Below are 20106 nucleotides of genomic sequence, written 5' to 3'. Positions count from 1 at the left end.
GATCCTTTCTCCGGCTCACCTCGAATCAAACCCTAGAGGTCGAGCACCAGGCGTTCCGGATCTTCCAGGCTCTCCTTGACCCGAACCAGGAAGGTCACCGCTTCCTTGCCGTCGACGATGCGGTGATCGTAGCTGAGCGCCAGGTACATCATCGGCCGGATGACGATCTGGCCGCCGACCACCACCGGCCGGTCCTGGATCTTGTGCATGCCCAGGATGCCCGACTGCGGCGCGTTGAGGATCGGCGTCGACATCAGCGAGCCGTAGACGCCGCCATTGGAGATGGTGAAGGTGCCGCCCTGCATATCGGCGACCGATAGCTTGCCGTCGCGCGCCGCAAGACCCAGCCTGCCGATTTCCTTCTCGATCTCGGCAATCGACATCAGGTCGGCATTGCGCACCACCGGCACGACGAGGCCCTTTTCAGTGCCGACCGCGACGCCGATATGGGCATAGTTCTTGAAGATGATGTCGGTGCCATCGATCTCGGCATTGACCGAAGGAATTTCCTTCAGCGCATGCGTGACCGCCTTGGTGAAGAAGCCCATGAAGCCCAGCTTCACGCCGTGCTTCTTCTCGAACACATCCTTGTATCTGGTCCTGAGCGCCATCACCGCGCTCATGTCGACCTCGTTGAAGGTGGTCAGCATGGCGGCGGTCGACTGCGCTTCCTTGAGCCGGCGCGCGATGGTCTGGCGCAGCTTGGTCATGCGCACCCGCTCTTCGCGCGATGCGTCATCGGCCGGGGTCGGCGCGCGAGCAGTGGCCGGCGCCGGCACCGACCTCGGCATTTCGGCCGGCTGCGACGGCGCTCCTCTGGAGATCGCATCGAGCACGTCGCCCTTCAGCACCTGGCCGCGCTTGCCGGAGCCTGAGATCTGGTCGACCGCGAGATTGGCTTCGGCGAGCAGCTTTGCCGCCGCCGGCGCCGGCGGCATGGTGCGTACCTCGATCGCTCCGGCGTCGCCGGCGATCTTGGCGGTCTCGGCCGCGGCTTGCTTGGTGGTCGATGCGGCGGTCGGCGCCGAGGCTTGCGACACCGCTCCGTGCTTCGGTTCGGGCGCTGGCGTCTTTGCCGGTTCAGGTGTCGCCGCCTTCGCAGGTTCAGGTGGTGCCGCCTTTGCACCGTCGCCGGCAGAAATCGTCCCCAGCAGCGCGCCGACCTCGACCGTCTCGCCCTCCTTGACGGCGATTTCGGTCAGTGTCCCCGCACCGGCGGCCGGCACTTCCACGGTCACCTTGTCGGTTTCGAGCTCGACCAGCGGCTCGTCGGCTGCGATCGTATCGCCTACCTTCTTGAACCATTTGCCTATGGTCGCCTCGGTGACGGATTCGCCGAGAGTGGGGACGCGGATTTCGGTAGCCATTGTGCCTGTCCGTTCTGTCTCTTCTGGAGTTCTATTCGCCGAGCGCGTCTTCGAGGAAGGCAGCAAGCTGGGCGAGGTGCTTCGACATCAATCCGGTCGCCGGCGACGCCGAGGCCGGCCGGCCGGTGTAGCGCACCCGCTGATGCTTGGCATCGATATGCGCCAGCACCCATTCGAGATACGGATCGATGAACGACCAGGCGCCCATGTTCTTGGGCTCCTCCTGGCACCACACCATCTCGGCGTTGCGGAAGCGCGACAGTTCGGTGATCAGCGCCTTGGCCGGGAACGGATAGAGCTGTTCGACACGCAGCAGGTAGATGTCGTTGATGCCGCGCTTCTCGCGCTCCTCGTAGAGGTCGTAATAGACCTTGCCCGAGCAGAGCACGACACGGCGGATCTTCGAATCCTTGACCAGCTTGATCGCCTGGCCGGGAAGCAGCTGGGCGTCGTCCCACAACAGCCGGTGGAACGCGCTTTCGCCCGACATCTCCGGCAGCGTCGATACCGCCCGCTTGTGGCGCAGCAGCGACTTCGGCGTCATGAGGATCAGCGGCTTGCGGAAGTCCCGCTTCAACTGCCGGCGCAGGATGTGGAAATAGTTTGCCGGCGTCGTGACATTGGCCACCTGCATGTTGTCTTCGGCGCAAAGCTGCAGGAAGCGCTCGAGACGCGCCGACGAATGCTCGGGACCCTGTCCTTCATAGCCATGCGGCAGCAGGCAGACGAGGCCGGACATCCTGAGCCACTTGCGCTCGCCCGACGAGATGAACTGGTCGAACACCACCTGGGCGCCGTTGGCGAAGTCGCCAAACTGTGCTTCCCATAGAGTCAGCGCCTTCGGCTCGGCCAGGCTGTAACCGTATTCGAAGCCGAGCACGGCCTCTTCCGACAGCATCGAGTTGATGACCTCGAAACCGGCCTGCGCGGCCGACAAATTATTGAGCGGGATGTAGCGTGTCTCGTCGCGCTGGTCGTAGAGCACGGAATGGCGCTGCGAGAACGTGCCGCGCTCCGAATCTTGCCCCGACAGCCGGACCGGATTACCGTCGAGCAGGATGGCGCCGAACGCCAGTGCCTCGGCCGTCGACCAGTCGATGCCTTCGCCCGACTCGATTGCCTGGCGGCGGTTCTCGAGAAACCGCAGGATCGTCCTGTGCGCCTCGAAATCCTTCGGCACCTCGGTCAGCTTCTTGCCGATCTCCTTCAGCGTCTTGACCGGAACGGCGGTCTTGCCGCGCCGCTGTTCGTCCTGGTTGTCGGCCGTGCGCAGGCCGGACCAGGCGCCGTCCAGCCAGTCGGCCTTGTTGGGCTTGTAGTGCTGGCCGACCTCGAATTCCGATTCGAGGTGTGCCCGCCAGTCGGCCTTCATGTTGTCGAATTCGGCCTGGGTGATGTGGCCCTCGCCGATCAGTCGGTCGGCATAGATCTGCACCGTCGTCTTGTGGCTGCGGATGCTGCGATACATGATCGGCTGGGTGAAAGCCGGCTCGTCGCCCTCATTGTGGCCGAAGCGGCGGTAGCAGAACATGTCCACCACCACCGGCTTGTGGAACTTCATTCGGAACTCGATCGCCACCTTGGCGGCATGGACCACGGCTTCCGGGTCGTCGCCGTTGACGTGGAAGATCGGCGCCTCGATCATCTTGGCCACATCCGACGGATAGGGCGACGAGCGCGAGAAACGCGGATTGGTGGTGAAGCCGATCTGGTTGTTGATGATGAAATGCAGCGTGCCGGCGACGCGGTGGCCGCGCAGGCCGGACAGGCCGAGGATCTCGGCGATCACGCCCTGGCCGGCGAAGGCTGCATCGCCATGCAGGAGCAGCGGCAGCACCTTGGCGCGCTCCTCGAGCGGCACGATCTCCTCGCGGCTGCGGCCGAACAGATAGTCCTGCTTGGCCCGCGCCTTGCCCATCACCACCGGATCGACGATTTCCAGGTGTGAGGGATTGGCGGTCAGCGACAGATGCACCTTGTTGCCGTCGAACTCGCGGTCCGAGGAGGCACCGAGATGGTACTTCACGTCGCCCGACCCCTCGACCTCGTCGGGCGCCGCCGAGCCGCCCTTGAACTCATGGAAGATGGCGCGGTGCGGCTTGGCCATCACCTGCGACAGCACGTTCAGCCGGCCGCGATGCGCCATGCCGAGCACGATCTCCTTCATGCCGAGCTGACCGCCGCGCTTGATGATCTGCTCCAGCGCCGGGATCAGCCCCTCTGCACCGTCGAGGCCGAAGCGCTTGGTGCCCTTGTACTTGATGTCGATGTACTGCTCGAAACCTTCGGCCTCGACCAGCTTCTGCAGGATCGCCTTCTTGCCGGGTGCGGTGAAGGTGATCTCCTTGTCGGCGCCTTCGATGCGTGCCTGGATCCAGGCCTTCTCCTCGGGATCGGAAATATGCATGAACTCGACGCCGAGCGTCGAGCAGTAGGTGCGGGCCAGGATGTCGAGCATCTGCCGGATGGTGCCGAATTCGAGCCCGAGCACATTGTCGAGGAAGATCGGCCGGTCGTAGTCGGCGGCGGTGAAGCCGTAATTTTCCGGCGACAGCTCATTGTAGTCCTCGAGCGGCTTGGCAATGCCGAGCGGATCGAGATTGGCGTGCAGGTGACCGCGCATGCGGTAGGCGCGGATCATCATGATGGCACGGACGGAATCGCGCGTCGCCTGGTGCACGTCGGCGTCGGAAAGGGCGACGCCGTTGATGACCGCCTTGTCCTTGACCTTCTTTTCCAGGTGCTTTTCGACGACGCCCCAGTTGCCGTCGAGCGCCGACACCAATTCGCCATTGGTCTGCAGCGGCCATGAGGGCTTGGTCCAGGAGGCGCCCTTGGCATTCTTGCGGACGTCGCCGGCGTCGTCCTTCAGCGCCGCGAAGAAGTCCTGCCATTCGGGATTGACCGATTCATGGTCATCCTCATAGGCGGCATAGAGCGCGTCGATATAGTCGGCATTGCCGCCATAGAGGAAAGAGGTAAGCGAAAATTGGTCGTTGGCCTGATCTTGTCTTGCCATGTCTCTTTAGCGGAGCCTGTGCTCCGTCTCCTTTTCAGAGTGAATAGTGAATAGTTCGTAGTGCGTAGAAAAAGAGGACTTCCCTCGTTTGCACTGCCTCTCATCCGTTCCTCACCATTCACTACTCACCATTCACTAACCCTTGATCGCCTCGACCAGCGTCGTGCCGAGCCGGGCCGGCGATGGCGAAACCCTTATTCCGGCCGATTCCATCGCCGCGATCTTGTCCTCGGCGCCGCCCTTGCCGCCGGAGATGACCGCGCCTGCATGACCCATCGTGCGGCCCGCCGGCGCCGTGCGGCCGGCAATGAAGCCGGCCATCGGCTTCTTGCGGCCGCGTTTGGCCTCGTCTTTGAGAAATTGCGCGGCGTCTTCCTCGGCCGAGCCGCCGATCTCGCCGATCATGATGATCGACTTGGTTTCGTCGTCGGCGAGGAACATCTCGAGCACGTCGATGAACTCCGTGCCTTTGACCGGATCGCCGCCAATGCCGACGGCGGTGGTCTGGCCGAGGCCGACATTGGTGGTCTGGAACACTGCCTCATAGGTAAGCGTTCCCGAGCGGGAAACAACGCCGACCGAGCCCTTGCGGAAGATGTTGCCGGGCATGATGCCGATCTTGCATTCGTTGGGGGTCAGCACGCCGGGGCAGTTCGGGCCGATCAGCCGCGATGTCGAGCGGTCGAGCCTCGCCTTGACCTTGATCATGTCGATCACCGGGATGCCCTCGGTGATGCAGATGATCAGCGGGATCTCGGCTTCGATCGCTTCCAGGATCGCTTCGGCCGCACCTGCCGGCGGCACGTAGACGACCGAAGCGTTGGCGCCGGTTTTTGCCTTGCCTTCGGCGACGGTGGCAAAGATCGGCAGGCTCTCCCCCTTGGCGCCGATCCACGTCTCGCCGCCCTTCTTGGGATGGATGCCGCCGACCATTTTTGTCCCGTGATAGGCCAACGCCTGCTCGGTGTGGAACGTGCCGGTCTTGCCGGTCAGGCCCTGCACGAGCACCTTGGTGTTCTTGTCGACGAGAATGGACATGGTGGCCCTTTTTACAAACCGTTGATCTTTTACAAACCGTTGATCGAGTGAGGCGAGACGCGCCGGTAGGCGCCGCTCATCATGTCTTGCCAAGCTTCACTGCCGGCCGCGCGAAATTCCAGGTAGCTATCGTCCGGATTGAAATCATGGGAAAGCGAAAAGGGCGGCACCGCGTTCATTGTCAGAGCCGCTTCAAGTCGGCGACAGTGAGGTCGCTCTTGGCATTGCCGGTGTTCAGCGTCGTCGCCGGCTCGAACATCAGCACCACCGGCTCCTTGCTCAGCGAGCGCGGACGGTGTTCGACGGCCCGCGGCACGACGATGAACTCGCCGCTGCCGAGTTCCACCGTGCCGTCGCGGAAATCGATGGCGATGCGGCCGCGCAGCACGAGGAACGCTTCGTCCTCGTTGTCATGCGCGTGCCAGTCGAAGATTTCGCCGAACTTGGCGATCTTGACCTGGGAGTCGTTGACGTCACCGGCGATGTGCGGATCGAAGACTCGTCTGATCTTCGCATCCGCCGCCTCGACCAGGTTTATCTTGTGCGGAGGCACCGGATCAGCCCTCTACTGCCGCCACGATCTTCTTGGCCGCATCGTCGAGGTCGTCGGCAGAGACCACGTTGAGGCCACTCTCGTTGATGATCCTCTTGCCGAGCTCGGCATTGGTACCTTCCAGCCGCACCACCAGCGGCACCTGCAGCCCGACTTCCTTGACCGCGGCGATGACGCCTTCGGCGATGATGTCGCACTTCATGATGCCGCCAAAGATATTGATCAGGATGCCTTTGACCGCTGGATCCTTGGTGATGATCTTGAAAGCCGCCGTCACCTTCTCCTTCGACGCGCCGCCACCGACATCGAGGAAGTTGGCCGGCTCGGCGCCATAGAGCTTGATGATGTCCATCGTCGCCATGGCCAGGCCGGCGCCGTTGACCATACAGCCGATATTGCCGTCGAGCGCGACATAGGCGAGGTCGTATTTCGACGCCTCGATTTCCTTCTCGTCCTCTTCGGTGGTGTCGCGCAGCTCTAGCACGTCGGGGTGGCGGAACAGCGCGTTGTTGTCGAATGACACTTTCGCGTCGAGCACGCGCAACTGGCCGTTCTTCATGACGATCAGCGGGTTGACCTCGAGCAGGCTCATGTCCTTTTCGACGAAGGCCTTGTAGAGGATCGGAAACAGCGTGTCGCCATCCCTGGCGGCGTCGCCGTCGAGCTTCAGCGCGCCGTTGAGCTTTTTCAAATCGTCCGCGGTCACGCCCTTTTCCGGGTCGATGGCGACGGTGATGATCTTTTCCGGCGTGTCATGGGCGACCGCCTCGATGTCCATGCCGCCCTCGGTCGAGACGACGAAGGCGATGCGGCCGACCGCGCGATCGACCAGCAGCGACAGATAGAGCTCGCGCTCGATGTCGGCGCCGTCCTCGATGTAGAGGCGGTTGACCTGCTTGCCGGCCGGGCCGGTCTGCTTGGTGACCAGCGTGTGGCCAAGCATCTCGTTGGCGTTGGCAACGACCTCGGCCACCGACTTCGCCAGCCGCACCCCACCCTTGGCATCGGGCGAAAGCTCCTTGAACTTGCCCTTGCCGCGGCCGCCGGCATGGATCTGGCTCTTCACCACGTAAAGCGGGCCGGGCAGCGCCTTGGCGGCGGCTTCCGCCTCGCTCGCCTGGAACACCGGCACGCCTTCGGCAACCGGTGCGCCGAAGCTCTTCAGCAGCGCCTTGCCCTGATATTCATGGATATTCATGCTCGATATCTCCAGATCAATCTACTGCGGGATCACTTCGAGGCGAGATGCGGAGCGATCTTGACGCAGGCCTCGGTAAGACCCTGCACCGCCGCCACCGAACTGTCGAACATCTTCTGCTCGCTCTTGCTGAGGTCGATTTCGATGACGCGCTCGACGCCGCCGGCGCCGATCACCACCGGCACCCCGACATAGGTGTTCTTGACGCCGTACTGGCCCGAGAGATGCGCGGCACACGGCAGCACGCGCTTCTTGTCCTTGAGATAGGCTTCGGCCATCGAGATCGCCGAGGCCGCCGGCGCATAATAGGCCGAGCCGGTCTTGAGCAGGCCGACGATCTCGGCGCCGCCGTCGCGGGTGCGCTGCACGATCTGGTCGAGCTTGTCCTTCGAGGTCCAGCCCATCTTGATGAGGTCCGGCAGCGGGATGCCGGCGACCGTCGAATAGCGGATCATCGGCACCATGGAATCGCCATGGCCGCCAAGCACGAAGGCGGTGACATCCTCGACCGACACCTTGAATTCCTCGGCCAGGAAATAGCGGAAACGCGAGCTGTCGAGCACGCCGGCCATGCCGACGACATGACTCTTCGGCAGGCCGGAGAATTTTTGCAGCGCCCACACCATGGCATCGAGCGGGTTGGTGATGCAGATGACGAAGGCTTTCGGTGCATACTTCTTGAGGCCGGCGCCGACCTGTTCCATGACCTTCAAATTGATGCCCAGAAGGTCGTCGCGGCTCATGCCCGGCTTGCGCGGCACGCCGGCCGTGACTATGCAGACATCGGCGCCCTCGATGCCGGCATAGTCGTTGACGCCGGTCAGCCTGGCGTCGAACCCATCGACCGGCGACGACTGCGCGATATCGAGCCCCTTGCCCTGCGGGATGCCTTCGGCGATATCGAACAGCACCACATCGCCAAGGTCCTTGAGGCCGATCATGTGGGCGAGCGTGCCGCCGATCATGCCCGAGCCGATGAGCGCTATCTTGTTGCGTGCCATGTCAGGATGTTTTCCCTTTTGACTGTGACGGCGCCCAAATCTTTAACGACTTGATAGCGCCGAGGAAGGAGGCCGGAACGATGCGGGAACCCGCGAGATTTCGCCGCACCCAATAGCCCCGGCGGAAATAATTTTCAAACGATTATTTTGGAGTGAATAATTTCAATCGGTTAGAAACAATGGGAATTACGTAAACGTCAAAATTGATAAGCCGACTTGGGAAATTTTACACAATGACGATCGAGGCTGTTTCCATGCGATGCCGCCCTTGTGACGCAGGCCGCCGGGGACGTGTTCGACCAGCCGGTGAGGGCTGACAGGCTGGCCGCCTATCTCGCCTCGCCAGGTCATTTCATGATCGCAGCACTTGCCGATGGCATCGCTCTTGCCGAGAGTGCCGAAGGAGCGGATGAAGCTCTTGAGCTTGAGCGTATCGGCGCGATGGCAGGCAATGCCGGCGCGCAGGCACCCTTCGAGCACCAGGCCTTCATGGCCTCCAGTCGGTTCGCAGACGACAAGGTCCGCTTGTTTGCGGCTCTTCAAGAAGCACGTATCGCACGGCGCTGATTGGCGATGATGCGGGTGGTGGCGCCGTCGGAAGCGGTGATGGTGTCCTTGGCGATGTCGAGGCCAAGGCAAAGACGTGGTTGTTGGTGCAGGAAGGCCATGCCGATGCTATCCTTATAAGGCTTCGGATTGTTTGCGGGCGTGGCGGCAGGCCAGCAGCCCAATCAACTCTCCAAGCGATGGCGGACAAGACGGCAGGGACCCTGGTGACGTCGGGTGCTGCCCGATCCTAGGGACGGTCGCCTGCCGCCGGAACTGCGGGTTTGTTTGTGAGCCCGCAGTTCCGGCCGCCAAACTACCCGATCCTTCCCAAACAATCCTATGGCGGAGCAGGAGCGAAGCGACGTCGCGGAGACCCTGGGATCCATTCCGTGACAGGGAGGAAAATGTGGCGATCCAGGATGACGAACGCATGGTGGCTACGCCTGTGCCCGCTGCGCTTCAGCGGCCGTCCGTTCCTTCTGCCTCTCCACCCAATCCTCCAGCCATTCGTGGCCCTGCATCTCCATCAACCGCGATACCGTGCGCTCGAATTCGAAGACCTCGTTGCCGCGCCTGGCCGCATAGAGCTGCGCCGGTGGTGCCGCGGCACTCAGCACCAGCCGCACATGATGGTCGTAGAGCGTGTCGATCAGCAGGATGAAGCGCTTCGCCTCGTTGCGCTTGCCCTCGCCGAGCACCGGCACATGGTCGATGAAGACGGTCGAGAAGCGGCCGGCAATGGCCAGGAAATCGCGGGCGCCGAGCGGCTTTTCGCAAAGATCGGCGAAGGAAAAACGTGCCGCCTCGCCGGCCGCGCGCGGCACCACCACCTGCCGGCCCTTCACCGTCAGCGCCGTCTCGGTCGTCGGCCGGCCATGCGTCATCACCTCCCAGGCCTCGTCGAGGACGGCATCGGCGGCGGTATCCGCCGGGGTGATATAGACCGGCATGCGGCTGAGCTTGTCGAGGCGGTAGTCCTTGTCGGCGTCGAGGGTGAGCACCTGCGCGTGCCGTTCCAGGATACCGATGAAAGGCAGGAAAAGCTGGCGGTTCAAACCGTCGCGATAAAGATCCTCCGGCGCGACATTGGATGTGGCGACCAGCACCACGCCACTGCCAAACAACGCCGAGAACAGCCTGGAAAGGATCATCGCATCGGCGATGTCGGTTACGGAAAACTCGTCGAAGCACAGCACCCAGGCTTCGTCGGCCAGGGCTCGGGCCACCGGCGGGATCGGGTCGTCCTCCCTGACGTCGCCGTTCTTGCGCGCCAGCCGGTGCTTCTGGATGCGGTCCTGCACGTCGGCCATGAAGTCATTGAAATGCACGCGGCGCTTGCGCCTGACCGGCAGCAGCTCGAAGAACATGTCCATCAGCATGGTCTTGCCGCGGCCGACGCCGCCGTGGATGTAGAGGCCCTTGACCGCCTCCTGCGCTTGGCGCCTGCGGGCAAATAGCCAGCCCAGCGCGCTCGATTTCTGCGCCAGCCGCTTTACCGAGATCTCATCGATCAACCGGTCGAGTGCGGCGGCGATCCGCTCCTGCGCCGGATCGCGCGCGATCGTTCCGGTCTCGACCAGATGGTCGTAGCGCTGCCTGACGGTCGCATGGGTCTGGAGGCCGTCACGCAGATGCATCGGTCACTTCGTTATCGAGCGGATCAGCCTCTTGTAAGCGAGATCGGCAGGCCGTTGGAAGTCTGGCCGTCGAATTTCTCGCCGCCCGAGGAATAGAGCCGCGCCAGCGTGCCGCCATTCTCATCGTAGAGCGTCAGCTGCTTGCCGGCGACGTTCCAGGATTTGATGCCGTCGATCGGCGCCGGGCAGTGCAGCGGTCCTGCGCGATAGCCGGAACCGAATTTGGTCTGCGGCGTCGCCACCTTGCAGCTCTGGCCGGAAACGTTGGCGGTCCATACGCCGGCGACGCTGGTCGCCGTCAGGTCCGCTGCTCCGGCGGGAGCCGTACCGTCCGGCGGCAACGCGGCCACCTGGGCATTCTGCGGCGCCGTCGGGAATTGCGACGGGTCGGTGGTTCCGGGCGACGCTGGTGGCGGCAGCTGGTTCGCAGTCACCTTGCCGGCGGGCGCGGCTTCCAGCGGTGCCGGCTGCTCCGAGTCCATCGACGAAAAGCGCGAGGTTGAACAGCCGCTTGCAACAAGCGCAGCCAGCGATACGGCCACCAGGCCGGTCTTCGAAAAATTCATTACAACCTCCGTCGGATTCGGCTGGGGGGTGCCATCCGCACAATCTCCCCTCACCAAGATGGAGAAGGTGGCAAAATTTCAACCCGATATGGTTAAAATACGGTTTGCAGCAAGATTGTTGCAAATTTATCGCGATCAAGCGGCCAGACGCAACCTACATAGCCTCTCGGCCCCTGGGGTTCGGCGGCCAAATGCTTGCGCCAGCCGGCTTCGGCTCTATCTCTGAGGAAACAGAATTCTGCGGGAGATGAAAACTTGGCTGCGAGAAAAAGAGCCGCCAATCGCTATTATAGCGGCCCGCCCAGCGATCATTTCGACGGCACCTTGTTCTTCAACCCCAACGGCAAGCCGCCGGGACGCTTCGCCGATCTTTTGAAATGGCAGCTTGGCGGCGAACGCTCGAAATGGCCGGCGGCAAATCCGAGCCCGTTTGCGCCGGCAAGACCGGCAGCGCGGATCGACGGCCCAGGTCTGCGGGTCACCATGGTCGGCCACTCCACGCTGCTGATCCAGACGGCCGGGCTGAATATCCTCACCGATCCTGTCTGGTCGCCGCGCGTCTCGCCGCTCTCCTTTGCCGGGCCAAAGCGCGTCAATCCGCCGGGCATCGCCTTTTCCCAACTGCCGCCGATCGACCTCGTACTAGTCAGCCACAACCACTATGACCATCTCGACGTCGCCACGTTGAGGCGGCTGAAGGCAAGGCACGATCCGCTGGTGGTGACCCCGCTCGGCAACGACGCCATCATCGACGACGCCGTTGCCGGCATGCGAGTGTCGGCGCACGACTGGGGCGACCGCTTCGACGTCGGCGAAGACGTCGCCATCCATGTCGAGCCGGTGCATCACTGGTCGGCGCGCGGCGCACGCGACCGGCGCATGGCGCTGTGGGCGGGCTTCGTGGTCGAAACACCCGCCGGCAAAGTCTATTTTGCCGGCGACACCGGTTTCCACGACGGCATCAACTACCGGCTGATGGCCGAGAAACATGGCCGCTTCCGCGTCGCCATCCTGCCGATACGAACCGCGCTGGTTCATGGAGCCGCATCACCAGAACCCGGATGAGGCGGTGCAGGGCATGCTTTTGTGCAATGCCGCCTATGCCGCCGGCTGCCACTGGGGCACTTTCCGGCTTACCAACGAGCCGGTGGACGAGCCGGTCCGCAAGCTTGCCGAGGCGCTCGATCATCAGGAAGTCCCTCGGGAGCGCTTTCGCGCCCTGCTTCCCGGCGAGGCCTGGGACGTGCCGGCGGTCCAGACTGACAGCCGGCCAACGGAACCCAAGGCATTGCAAACACGTTTGTAGGTCGGTTCCAATCTGCCGGCTGCAGCGTGGACCGTTTCAAATCCACCGGCCGCGAGGTATTTTCGATGCTCAGATGGATTGTCATTCTTTTGATCGTCGCTGCGGCTGCGAGCTTGCTCGGCATGCCGGCATTGGCAGGAGCTGCCGCCACGGGCGTTCGTATTCTCATCGGTATCGTTCTGATCGTCTTCCTGCTGATGGTGCTGGGTGTGTTTACGGTTACCTAAATGCGCCCCGCACTGGTAATTTCGGCCGGTATCCGCCATATAGGCGCCAAACTGGCAAGAGACCTTTCGATCGATGGCAAGCACTGCCCCTTTCGCCAAGATGAACGGCATCGGCAACGAGATCATTGTTGCCGACATGCGCGGTCGCGCCGATCGGGTGACGCCGGCGGCGGCCCTTGCGCTTGATGCCGATGCCGCGACGAAATTCGATCAGATCATGGCGATCCACGACGCCAGGACGCCGGGCACGGCCTTTTTCATCGAGATATTGAATTCCGACGGCTCCGGAGCACAGGCTTGCGGCAACGGCATGCGCTGCGTCGTCCAGGCGCTCGCCGCCGAGACCGGCCAGAAGTCGTTTGCCTTCGAGACCGTCGCCGGCATTCTCAACGCCGAGGAACATGCCGACGGGTTGATCTCGGTCGACATGGGCAAGCCGCGTTTCGGCTGGCAGGATATCCCGCTGGCCGAGGAATTCCGCGACACCCGTATGATCGAGTTGCAGATCGGCCCGATCGATGCGCCGGTGCTGCATTCGCCGTCGGTCGTCTCAATGGGCAATCCGCACGCCATCTTCTGGGTCGACCGCGACGTCTGGTCCTACGAGCTCGAGCGCTTCGGTCCGCTGCTAGAGAACCACCCGATCTTTCCCGAGCGCGCCAACATCACCATCGCGCAGGTGACCTCGCCCGAAACCATGGTCATCCGCACCTGGGAGCGCGGCGCCGGCCCGACCAAGGCGTGCGGCACAGCCGCCTGCGCCGCGGTGGTCGCTGCAGCTCGTACCAAGCGGACTGGCCGCAGCGTCACGCTGATGACGCCTGGCGGCAGCTCGCTGCATGTCGAGTGGCGCGGCGACGACCACGTCATCCTCACCGGTGCTGCCGAATGGGAATTTTCCGGCAGTTTCGAACCGTCGACCGGCGTGTGGGCCCGCGACACCGAGAGCGCCGCCTGATGGCGCCTCTCTCCAAGGGGTCCGTCTCCAAGGGTATTGACGTCGTCACCTTCGGCTGCCGGCTGAATACCTATGAGTCCGAGGTGATGCGTCGCGAGGCGGAAAGTGCCGGCCTCGGCGCGCTGGAAGGCGGCGCCATCATCTTCAACACCTGTGCCGTCACCGGCGAGGCGGTGCGCCAGGCCAAACAGTCGATCCGTAAAGCCCGCCGCGACAACCCGCAGGCCCGCATCATCGTCACCGGCTGCGCCGCGCAAACCGGGCCGCAGAATTTTGTCGCCATGGACGAGGTCGATCTCGTGCTTGGCAACGAGGAGAAGTTGAAGGCGCATTCCTATCGTGCGCTGCCGGATTTCGGCGTCAACGACACTGAGAAGGCGCGCGTCAACGACATCTTTTCCGTGCGCGAGACGGCCGGCCACATGGTCGACGCCATCGAGGGCCGTGCGCGCGCCTTCGTTCAGGTGCAGAACGGCTGCGACCATCGCTGTACCTTCTGCATCATTCCCTACGGCCGCGGCAATTCACGCTCGGTGCCGATGGGTGCCGTGATCGAGCAGGTCAAACGGCTGTGCGGCAACGGCTACGCCGAGATCGTACTGACCGGCGTCGACATGACCAGTTTCGGTGCCGACCTGCCGGGCAGCCCGAAGCTCGGCAGGCTGGTGAAGACCATTTTGAAGCAGGCGCCTGACGTGAAGCGCCTGCGCCTGTCCTCCATCGATTCGATCGAGGCCGACGACGAATTGCTCGAAACCATCGCCAGCGAGCCGCGGCTAATGCCGCATCTGCATCTGTCACTGCAGTCGGGTGACGACATGATCCTGAAGCGGATGAAGCGCCGGCACAACCGAGAGCAGTCGATCCGCTTCTGCGAGGACGTGCGCAGGCTTCGCCCCGACATCGTCTTCGGCGCCGACATCATCGCCGGCTTCCCGACCGAGACGGACGAGATGTTCGAAAATTCGTTGGAAATCGTTGAGGAGTGCGGGCTGACGCATCTGCACGTCTTCCCGTTTTCGCCGCGCGAGGGTACGCCCGCCGCGCGCATGCCGCAGCTTCGTCGCGAGGTCGTCAAGCAGCGCGCCGCACGGCTGCGTGCCGCCGGCGAGGCCGCATACCGCCGCCATCTGGCCGCGCTCGCGGGAACGCGCCAGTCGATCCTGGTGGAGCGTGATGGGCTTGGCCGCACTGAGGGATTCACGCTGGCCGCGGTCTCCACAGGCGCGCCGGGCGACATCGTCGAGGCTGATATCACCGGCCACGACGGCGCCCGCCTGATCGCCGCGCCGCTTGCCGCCCGCGCCGCCTGAGAAACGCAAAGCATGGCTGGATTTTTCAAGAAGATATTTTCGTTCGGCAAGAAGGAAGTCGTCGAGGAGCGGGTCGACGAAACCGCGCCGCTGCCGCCGATCAAATGGGACGCGCTGGAGGCGCTGAAACCGGCCGCCGAGCAGGCCGCTCCGGAGTCTTCGAAGCGCGAGGAGCCGAAGCCCGAGACGGCGGTTGCGCCGGTTGTGGAGCCGGAGGCGGAAGCCGCGCCGGCGATGGAGCCGGAAGCACCGCCGCCGGCTTCTCCAGTCGAGGAAGCGCAGCCGCCGGAACCGGAAACTCCTGCGCCCGAGGAGATCCCGGCCGCTCCCCAGCCGGCGCCCCCGGAGGTGCCGACATCAGAGCGTGGCCCTGCCCCTCATCCGCCTGCCGGCACCTTCTCCCCGTATAGAGACGGGGAGAAGGTGCCGGATCGTAAGGCCGAGCCTCTTTCTGAAAGCGTCGAAGAAGAAGCCCCAACGCCGACGCCCCCCTCACCCCGTCCTTCACGGGGAGAGGGTAAGGGTGAGGGGTGGCGCGAACATGCGCAAGACTCGGCGCCGCCCGCTGACGTGACGCCGGCAGCACCTGAGCCTGAAGCTCCTCCGGCTGAAATCGCGCCCCCTATTCGCCAGCCCGCGCCGGTCGAGACGCAGCCGATCCTTGATGACATCGCGCCCGAACCACAAGCCGTGCCGCAACCTTTGCCGGAGCCGAAACCTGCTCCCGCCCCCGGCAAGGTAACCGTCACCAAAAAGGTCGAGCAAAAGGCCGAACCGCAGAAGGCGCCCGAGCCGGCCCATCGACGCTCGTGGTTCCAGCGTATGAAGGAGGGGCTTGCCCGCTCTTCCAGGGAACTGTCGGGCAACATCGCCGGCGTTTTCACCAAGCGCAAGCTGGACGAGGACACCCTGCAGGATCTGGAGGATGTGCTGATCCGGGCCGACCTCGGCATTGAGACGGCCTTGCGCGTCACCGATGCGCTGGCCGCCAGCCGTTACGGCAAGGATGTCTCCGACACCGAAGTCCGCGCCATCATGGCGACCGAGGTGGAGAAGGTGCTGACCCACGTCGCCATGCCGCTGGAACTCGATCTCAGCCACAAGCCGCATGTCATCCTGGTGGTCGGCGTCAACGGCACCGGCAAGACCACGACCATCGGCAAGCTGGCGGCCAAGCTGACCGATGGCGGCCTGTCGGTGATGCTCGCCGCCGGCGACACCTTCCGCGCTGCCGCGATTGAGCAGCTGAAGATCTGGGGCGAGCGCACGAAGTCGCCGGTCATCGCCTCGAAGCTCGGCGCCGATGCCGCCGGCCTCGCCTATGACGCCTTCGAACGGGCAAAAGAGGCCGGCTCGGACGTGCTGATCATCGATACCGCCGGACGGCTGCAGAACAAGACCGAGCTGATGGCCGAGCTGGAGAAGATCGTCCGTGTGCTGGGCAAGCTCGATCCGGAAGCCCCGCACACCGTGTTGCAGACGGTCGATGCCACAACCGGCCAGAACGCGCTCAACCAGGTCGAGATCTTCCGCAATGTCGCCGGCGTCAACGGCCTGGTGATGACCAAGCTGGACGGCACGGCGCGCGGCGGTATTCTGGTGGCGATCGCGGCAAAGCACAAATTGCCGGTCTATTTCATCGGCGTCGGCGAACAGGTCGACGACCTCGAACCCTTTTCGGCAAGCGAATTCGCCAGGGCGATCGCTGGAGTGGCCTAACAAGCATGATCCCAAAAAGTTGCAGACTTTTTGGATCAGATCATGCGTAAGAAGGAACCTATGAACATCCTCGAACGCGACCCGTCCGATCCGCAGAAGCAGAAGAAGGAGGGCGTCAATCCACTGCTCAAGCTGGTGCTGGAGCTCGGCCCGCTGCTGGTTTTCTTCTTTGCCAACGCGCGTGGCGGATGGCTGGTGCAGAAAATTCCGGCACTGGCCGAATTCGGCGGACCGATCTTCGTCGCCACCGGCCTGTTCATGGCCGCGACCGCAGTTGCGCTGATCGCTTCCTGGCTGCTCACCCGCACCTTGCCGATCATGCCGATGGTGTCTGGTGTCGTCGTCTTCATCTTCGGAGCGCTGACGCTCTATCTGCAGGACGACATCTTCATCAAGATGAAGCCGACCATCGTCAACACGCTGTTCGGCGGTGTGCTGCTCGGCGGCCTGTTCTTCGGCAAGTCGCTGCTCGGATACGTCTTCGAATCGGCCTTCAGTCTCGACGCCGAAGGCTGGCGAAAGCTCACCTTCCGCTGGGGGCTGTTCTTCCTGTTCCTGGCCCTTGTCAACGAAGTTGTCTGGCGGAATTTTTCCACCGACGCCTGGGTTACCTTCAAGGTCTGGGGCATCATGCCGATCACGCTTCTGTTCACCTTCAGCCAGATGCCGCTGATCCTGCGCCATACGCTCGAGGACAAGGCCGGAAAAGAAGAGAAGGCCGGCAAATAGGGGGACGGGAATGGAATTCCTGGCGACGCGCGAACAGCTGAGGACGATCTACAAGACGCCCCGGCCGACCGACGGCTCCATCCGCAAGGAACTGAAGGCGCTCGACGGCCACTGCCGCTCCTTCATCGCTAAAAGCCCGTTCGTGCTGATCGGCTCGTCCGACGGCGCCGGCAATGCCGACGTGACGCCGAAGGGCGACAAGCCTGGCTTCGCCGCCGTGCTCGACGACAAGACCATCGCCATCCCCGACCGGCCCGGCAACAACCGTCTCGATACGCTGGAGAACATCCTTCTCAACCCGTCGGTCGGGCTGCTCTTCCTCATTCCGGGCATGAACGAGACGCTGCGCGTCAATGGCGATGCTCGCATAACCATTGATCCAGGTTTGCGCGAAAAACTCGCGGTCGACGGAAAGCAGCCGCAAAGCATTGTCGTGGTGACGGTCAAGGTCGCCTACATGCATTGCGCCAAGGCCTTCATGCGCTCCGAACTGTGGAAACCGGAGACATGGTACGACCGCGCGATGCTGCCGACGCTGGGCGAAATCCTGCGCGACCAGCTGGCGCTCGCCGAGAGCGCCGGCGACATCGATCGATCGCTGGACAAGGACTATCAGAAGACCTTGTGGTAGGTTTTCAGGCACGATTCTCTCGTACCCGGCTCCGCGCTTCCCGTGATCGAAATCCTCGCCATCTCCGGCAGCCTGCGGGCCGCCTCCACCAATTCGGCGTTGCTCGCGGCGTTGGCGCAAAACGCACCGCCCGTCTGCCGTATCACCGTCTATGACGGGCTTGGCCGGCTGCCGATCTTCAACCCCGATGACGAAGGCGAACGGACGCCGCCGGAGGCCTCCAGGCTGATCGACGCTGTCACCGACACCGACGGCGTCATCGTCTCCTGCCCGGAATATGCCCATGGCGTGCCAGGCGGCCTCAAGAACGCGCTCGATTGGCTGGTGTCGCGCGACGCCGCCGTCTGCAAGCCGGCCATGCTGGTGCACGCCTCGCCGCGCTCGCTGTTCGCCCGCGAGGCGCTGGCCGAGGTCATGCGCACCATGTCTTTCGCGCTTTATGAAGAAGCAGCGCTCGAGATCGCCCTGGTCGGCAAGAAGCCGCCGGAAGTGGCAGAAATCCTGGCGGAGCCTGCAAACCGCCTGGAGATGCGCGAGGCGGTTTCGGCCTTTGCCGGCTTCATCCGCGGTTGAGTTGGATGGTCTAACGAGGCGACCAGAGACGCTCTGGTCACGCAATTTGCTGCCGAGGATGGTCTACAAAGGGTGGATAGCGGTTCTTTAGCGCGGAGTGTCAGCGAAAGGCAACGCGACCACCTGGTGATTGTCCTCGAATACGATGTAGCCCGGACGCTCCGTTCTAAGTTCATCGATCTGGACGTGGCCCGCCTCTTCAACGAGAGCGACAAGCAAGCGCAATCTCCGGACATGCTCGTGAGCGCTGGCCTTGACCCACGAAATCGCCGTCCCCTGCGCGCGAGGATGACGCGATGTCGAGAACCGTGTCGATTTTGCCATATTATTCTCGAACCAGATCAGCTGCTCGGCAAGTTCTTCGACGCATGAGGTTGTGGCCGGAAGGGCTCTACTAAGGCCATACGCCACTTTGAATATCCCGCTGCGGTGGCCGAAGGGCGGGTGCGTCGAGTGCGTTACAAATCGCAGGACAGTGCCGGTCATCTAGACTCCGCCGGACTCGACAAAACGTCAGTTAACGATCATTAGCCACCGGAGGGATCAAGATGACACCTTGACACGGCAAACCGTTGTCAAGGAACGATCGCTCTCCGGCAGGCGCTCAAAAAGTCCTGGCGCCGTTGACCATCAGCCGGACCATGTAGAGCGAGGTCGTGCCGGCGATGTAGAGGCAGTTCAGCTTGTTGCCGCCGAACACGCAATTGGCGACGACTTCCGGCACCTTGACCTTGCCGATCAGCGTCCCGTCCGGATCGTAGCAATGGACGCCGTCGGCGGCACTGGTCCAAATGCGCCCCTGATCGTCGAGCCTGAAACCGTCGAACAGGCCGGCCGTGCAATCGGCGAAAAACTTTCCGCCGGAAACCTTCTTGCCGCCCTTGCCGACATTGAACACCCGGATGTGGGCCGGGTGTTCAGCGCCATGCGTGCGGCCGGTATCGGCGACGTAGAGCTTGCTCTCGTCGAGCGAGAAGGCAAGCCCATTGGGCCTGACCATGTCGGTGATCACGGCTTCTGCCTCGCCGCTGCCCGGATCGACCCGGTAGACGTGGCAGGCGCCGATCTCGCTCTCGGCCTTGTCGCCCTCATAGTCGGTGTCGATGCCGTAGCTCGGATCGGTGAACCAGATCGAGCCGTCGGACCTCACCACCGCATCGTTCGGCGAGTTCAACCGCTTGCCGCGCCATGTGTCGGCGATGGTGATGACGGAGCCGTCGTGCTCGGTGCGGCTGACACGGCGGCCCGAATGCTCGCAGCTTACCATGCGGCCCTGCCGGTCGACGGTGTTGCCGTTGGAATTGCCGGACGGCTGCCTGAACACGCTGACGCTGCCGTCGGTCTCGTCGTAGCGCAGCATGCGGTTGTTGGGGATGTCGGACCAGACCACATAGCGGCCGGCCGCGAACCAGGCAGGCCCTTCCGCCCACCGGCACCCGGTGAACAGCTTTTCCACTTGCGCGCTGCTGTTGAACAGCCGCGCAAAGCGCGGATCAAGAATTTCGTAGTCGGCGGCAGCCATGGTTTCCCTCCCAGTTGGCCCAGATCGGCATTGTCGGCGCGATCAAGCCAGCCGGCGACCGATATGGCAAGATCGATATCGCCGCTTCACCGAAACAATAGGTTAGGGCGCTGTTAACCGGCTATGCGTCCAGTGCAATGGTGCATTGCAACATCTTCTTTTTGCAACGCACCATTACTATGTCATGCTCCGTATCGATC

General features: G+C 63.2%; 20 protein-coding genes and 1 pseudogene. 8 read left to right on the top strand and 13 right to left on the bottom strand.

What is annotated here, in order from left to right; all coding sequences use genetic code 11:
• Positions 1 to 32: 32 nt before the first annotated feature.
• The 11 genes from odhB to EN859_RS08530 all read right to left on the bottom strand — a co-directional run bounded on the left by odhB (position 33) and on the right by EN859_RS08530 (position 10928).
• Positions 33 to 1367: a 2-oxoglutarate dehydrogenase complex dihydrolipoyllysine-residue succinyltransferase gene (gene odhB, locus EN859_RS08570; RefSeq protein WP_127852924.1), complete on the bottom strand. Its 1335-nt coding sequence runs from the start codon at positions 1365 to 1367 to the stop codon at positions 33 to 35.
• Between the two features lie 31 nt (positions 1368 to 1398).
• On the bottom strand, positions 1399 to 4386 hold the full coding sequence (locus tag EN859_RS08565) for a 2-oxoglutarate dehydrogenase E1 component (RefSeq protein WP_127852923.1): 2988 nt from the start codon (positions 4384 to 4386) through the stop codon (positions 1399 to 1401).
• A 135-nt stretch (positions 4387 to 4521) separates the two neighbouring features.
• Positions 4522 to 5424: a succinate--CoA ligase subunit alpha gene (gene sucD / locus EN859_RS08560; RefSeq protein WP_127852922.1), complete on the bottom strand. Its 903-nt coding sequence runs from the start codon at positions 5422 to 5424 to the stop codon at positions 4522 to 4524.
• 29 nt (positions 5425 to 5453) lie between these two features.
• Positions 5454 to 5603 (bottom strand): hypothetical protein, encoded by a 150-nt coding sequence (locus EN859_RS38030; RefSeq protein ID WP_189501777.1) that lies wholly within the window; start codon positions 5601 to 5603, stop codon positions 5454 to 5456.
• Positions 5604 to 5605: 2 nt separating this feature from the next.
• Positions 5606 to 5977 (bottom strand): cupin domain-containing protein, encoded by a 372-nt coding sequence (locus EN859_RS08555; protein ID WP_127852921.1) that lies wholly within the window; start codon positions 5975 to 5977, stop codon positions 5606 to 5608.
• 4 nt (positions 5978 to 5981) lie between these two features.
• On the bottom strand, positions 5982 to 7175 hold the full coding sequence (gene sucC / locus EN859_RS08550) for an ADP-forming succinate--CoA ligase subunit beta (RefSeq protein ID WP_127852920.1): 1194 nt from the start codon (positions 7173 to 7175) through the stop codon (positions 5982 to 5984).
• A 32-nt stretch (positions 7176 to 7207) separates the two neighbouring features.
• Positions 7208 to 8176 (bottom strand): malate dehydrogenase, encoded by a 969-nt coding sequence (gene mdh / locus EN859_RS08545; RefSeq protein WP_127852919.1) that lies wholly within the window; start codon positions 8174 to 8176, stop codon positions 7208 to 7210.
• Between the two features lie 186 nt (positions 8177 to 8362).
• Positions 8363 to 8719 carry a hypothetical protein gene (locus EN859_RS38025; RefSeq protein ID WP_189501775.1) on the bottom strand — a complete coding sequence of 119 codons (357 nt, stop codon included), beginning with the start codon at positions 8717 to 8719 and terminating at the stop codon, positions 8363 to 8365.
• Entirely contained in the window at positions 8716 to 8844 is a 129-nt protein-coding gene (locus EN859_RS40230; RefSeq protein WP_281015599.1) for a hypothetical protein, read from the bottom strand. Before EN859_RS40230 ends, EN859_RS38025 begins: the two co-directional genes overlap by 4 nt.
• Before the next feature lie 318 nt (positions 8845 to 9162).
• Positions 9163 to 10362 carry a cell division protein ZapE gene (zapE, locus tag EN859_RS08535; RefSeq protein ID WP_127852918.1) on the bottom strand — a complete coding sequence of 400 codons (1200 nt, stop codon included), beginning with the start codon at positions 10360 to 10362 and terminating at the stop codon, positions 9163 to 9165.
• A gap of 23 nt (positions 10363 to 10385) precedes the next feature.
• Positions 10386 to 10928 carry a protease inhibitor Inh/omp19 family protein gene (locus EN859_RS08530; protein ID WP_127852917.1) on the bottom strand — a complete coding sequence of 181 codons (543 nt, stop codon included), beginning with the start codon at positions 10926 to 10928 and terminating at the stop codon, positions 10386 to 10388.
• Positions 10929 to 11183: 255 nt separating this feature from the next.
• On the opposite strand from EN859_RS08530, the pseudogene EN859_RS08525 reads away from it, so the two are divergent.
• The 8 genes and pseudogenes from EN859_RS08525 (at position 11184) to EN859_RS08490 (ending at position 18384) form a co-directional block, all read left to right on the top strand.
• Positions 11184 to 12234 (top strand): annotated as a pseudogene (locus EN859_RS08525) (MBL fold metallo-hydrolase).
• Between the two features lie 65 nt (positions 12235 to 12299).
• Positions 12300 to 12461, top strand: coding sequence for a DUF1328 domain-containing protein (locus EN859_RS08520; protein WP_127853167.1), 162 nt, complete (start codon positions 12300 to 12302; stop codon positions 12459 to 12461).
• Between the two features lie 73 nt (positions 12462 to 12534).
• Positions 12535 to 13419: a diaminopimelate epimerase gene (gene dapF / locus EN859_RS08515; RefSeq protein WP_127852916.1), complete on the top strand. Its 885-nt coding sequence runs from the start codon at positions 12535 to 12537 to the stop codon at positions 13417 to 13419.
• Positions 13419 to 14732, top strand: a complete 1314-nt coding sequence (gene mtaB / locus EN859_RS08510) for a tRNA (N(6)-L-threonylcarbamoyladenosine(37)-C(2))-methylthiotransferase MtaB (protein WP_127852915.1) — start codon at positions 13419 to 13421, stop codon at positions 14730 to 14732. Before dapF ends, mtaB begins: the two co-directional genes overlap by 1 nt.
• A 12-nt stretch (positions 14733 to 14744) precedes the next feature.
• Positions 14745 to 16451, top strand: coding sequence for a signal recognition particle-docking protein FtsY (gene ftsY / locus EN859_RS08505; RefSeq protein ID WP_127852914.1), 1707 nt, complete (start codon positions 14745 to 14747; stop codon positions 16449 to 16451).
• A gap of 60 nt (positions 16452 to 16511) precedes the next feature.
• A complete protein-coding gene (locus EN859_RS08500) occupies positions 16512 to 17180 on the top strand; it encodes a septation protein A (RefSeq protein ID WP_127853166.1) in 669 nt (222 codons plus the stop codon).
• A 10-nt stretch (positions 17181 to 17190) separates the two neighbouring features.
• The gene (locus EN859_RS08495) at positions 17191 to 17811 is read left to right on the top strand and encodes a pyridoxamine 5'-phosphate oxidase family protein (protein WP_127852913.1); all 621 of its coding nucleotides are present in this window, start codon (positions 17191 to 17193) and stop codon (positions 17809 to 17811) included.
• 42 nt (positions 17812 to 17853) lie between these two features.
• On the top strand, positions 17854 to 18384 hold the full coding sequence (locus EN859_RS08490) for an NADPH-dependent FMN reductase (RefSeq protein ID WP_127852912.1): 531 nt from the start codon (positions 17854 to 17856) through the stop codon (positions 18382 to 18384).
• A gap of 87 nt (positions 18385 to 18471) precedes the next feature.
• Here EN859_RS08490 and EN859_RS08485 read toward each other — a convergent pair whose 3' ends face one another.
• Positions 18472 to 18870, bottom strand: a complete 399-nt coding sequence (locus tag EN859_RS08485; protein ID WP_127852911.1) for a hypothetical protein — start codon at positions 18868 to 18870, stop codon at positions 18472 to 18474.
• A 118-nt stretch (positions 18871 to 18988) separates the two neighbouring features.
• Positions 18989 to 19906, bottom strand: coding sequence for an SMP-30/gluconolactonase/LRE family protein (locus EN859_RS08480; protein ID WP_127852910.1), 918 nt, complete (start codon positions 19904 to 19906; stop codon positions 18989 to 18991).
• Positions 19907 to 20106: the final 200 nt, after the last annotated feature.

The organism is Mesorhizobium sp. M00.F.Ca.ET.216.01.1.1 (assembly GCF_004010325.2).
Classification (GTDB): domain Bacteria; phylum Pseudomonadota; class Alphaproteobacteria; order Rhizobiales; family Rhizobiaceae; genus Mesorhizobium.
The sequence above is the reverse complement of the archived record's forward strand: the minus strand, read 5'-3'. Positions and strand labels throughout refer to the sequence as shown.

Excerpts from the sequence above, each read along its gene's own strand:
- odhB (WP_127852924.1), bottom strand. The coding sequence starts at position 1,367 with ATGGCTACCGAAATCCGCGTCCCCACTCTCGGCGAATCCGTCACCGAG.
- EN859_RS08565 (WP_127852923.1), bottom strand. The coding sequence starts at position 4,386 with ATGGCAAGACAAGATCAGGCCAACGACCAATTTTCGCTTACCTCTTTC.
- sucD (WP_127852922.1), bottom strand. The coding sequence starts at position 5,424 with ATGTCCATTCTCGTCGACAAGAACACCAAGGTGCTCGTGCAGGGCCTG.
- EN859_RS38030 (WP_189501777.1), bottom strand. The coding sequence starts at position 5,603 with ATGAACGCGGTGCCGCCCTTTTCGCTTTCCCATGATTTCAATCCGGAC.
- sucC (WP_127852920.1), bottom strand. The coding sequence starts at position 7,175 with ATGAATATCCATGAATATCAGGGCAAGGCGCTGCTGAAGAGCTTCGGC.
- mdh (WP_127852919.1), bottom strand. The coding sequence starts at position 8,176 with ATGGCACGCAACAAGATAGCGCTCATCGGCTCGGGCATGATCGGCGGC.
- EN859_RS40230 (WP_281015599.1), bottom strand. The coding sequence starts at position 8,844 with ATGGCCTTCCTGCACCAACAACCACGTCTTTGCCTTGGCCTCGACATC.
- zapE (WP_127852918.1), bottom strand. The coding sequence starts at position 10,362 with ATGCATCTGCGTGACGGCCTCCAGACCCATGCGACCGTCAGGCAGCGC.
- EN859_RS08530 (WP_127852917.1), bottom strand. The coding sequence starts at position 10,928 with ATGAATTTTTCGAAGACCGGCCTGGTGGCCGTATCGCTGGCTGCGCTT.
- EN859_RS08520 (WP_127853167.1), top strand. The coding sequence starts at position 12,300 with ATGCTCAGATGGATTGTCATTCTTTTGATCGTCGCTGCGGCTGCGAGC.
- dapF (WP_127852916.1), top strand. The coding sequence starts at position 12,535 with ATGGCAAGCACTGCCCCTTTCGCCAAGATGAACGGCATCGGCAACGAG.
- mtaB (WP_127852915.1), top strand. The coding sequence starts at position 13,419 with ATGGCGCCTCTCTCCAAGGGGTCCGTCTCCAAGGGTATTGACGTCGTC.
- ftsY (WP_127852914.1), top strand. The coding sequence starts at position 14,745 with ATGGCTGGATTTTTCAAGAAGATATTTTCGTTCGGCAAGAAGGAAGTC.
- EN859_RS08500 (WP_127853166.1), top strand. The coding sequence starts at position 16,512 with ATGAACATCCTCGAACGCGACCCGTCCGATCCGCAGAAGCAGAAGAAG.
- EN859_RS08495 (WP_127852913.1), top strand. The coding sequence starts at position 17,191 with ATGGAATTCCTGGCGACGCGCGAACAGCTGAGGACGATCTACAAGACG.
- EN859_RS08485 (WP_127852911.1), bottom strand. The coding sequence starts at position 18,870 with ATGACCGGCACTGTCCTGCGATTTGTAACGCACTCGACGCACCCGCCC.
- EN859_RS08480 (WP_127852910.1), bottom strand. The coding sequence starts at position 19,906 with ATGGCTGCCGCCGACTACGAAATTCTTGATCCGCGCTTTGCGCGGCTG.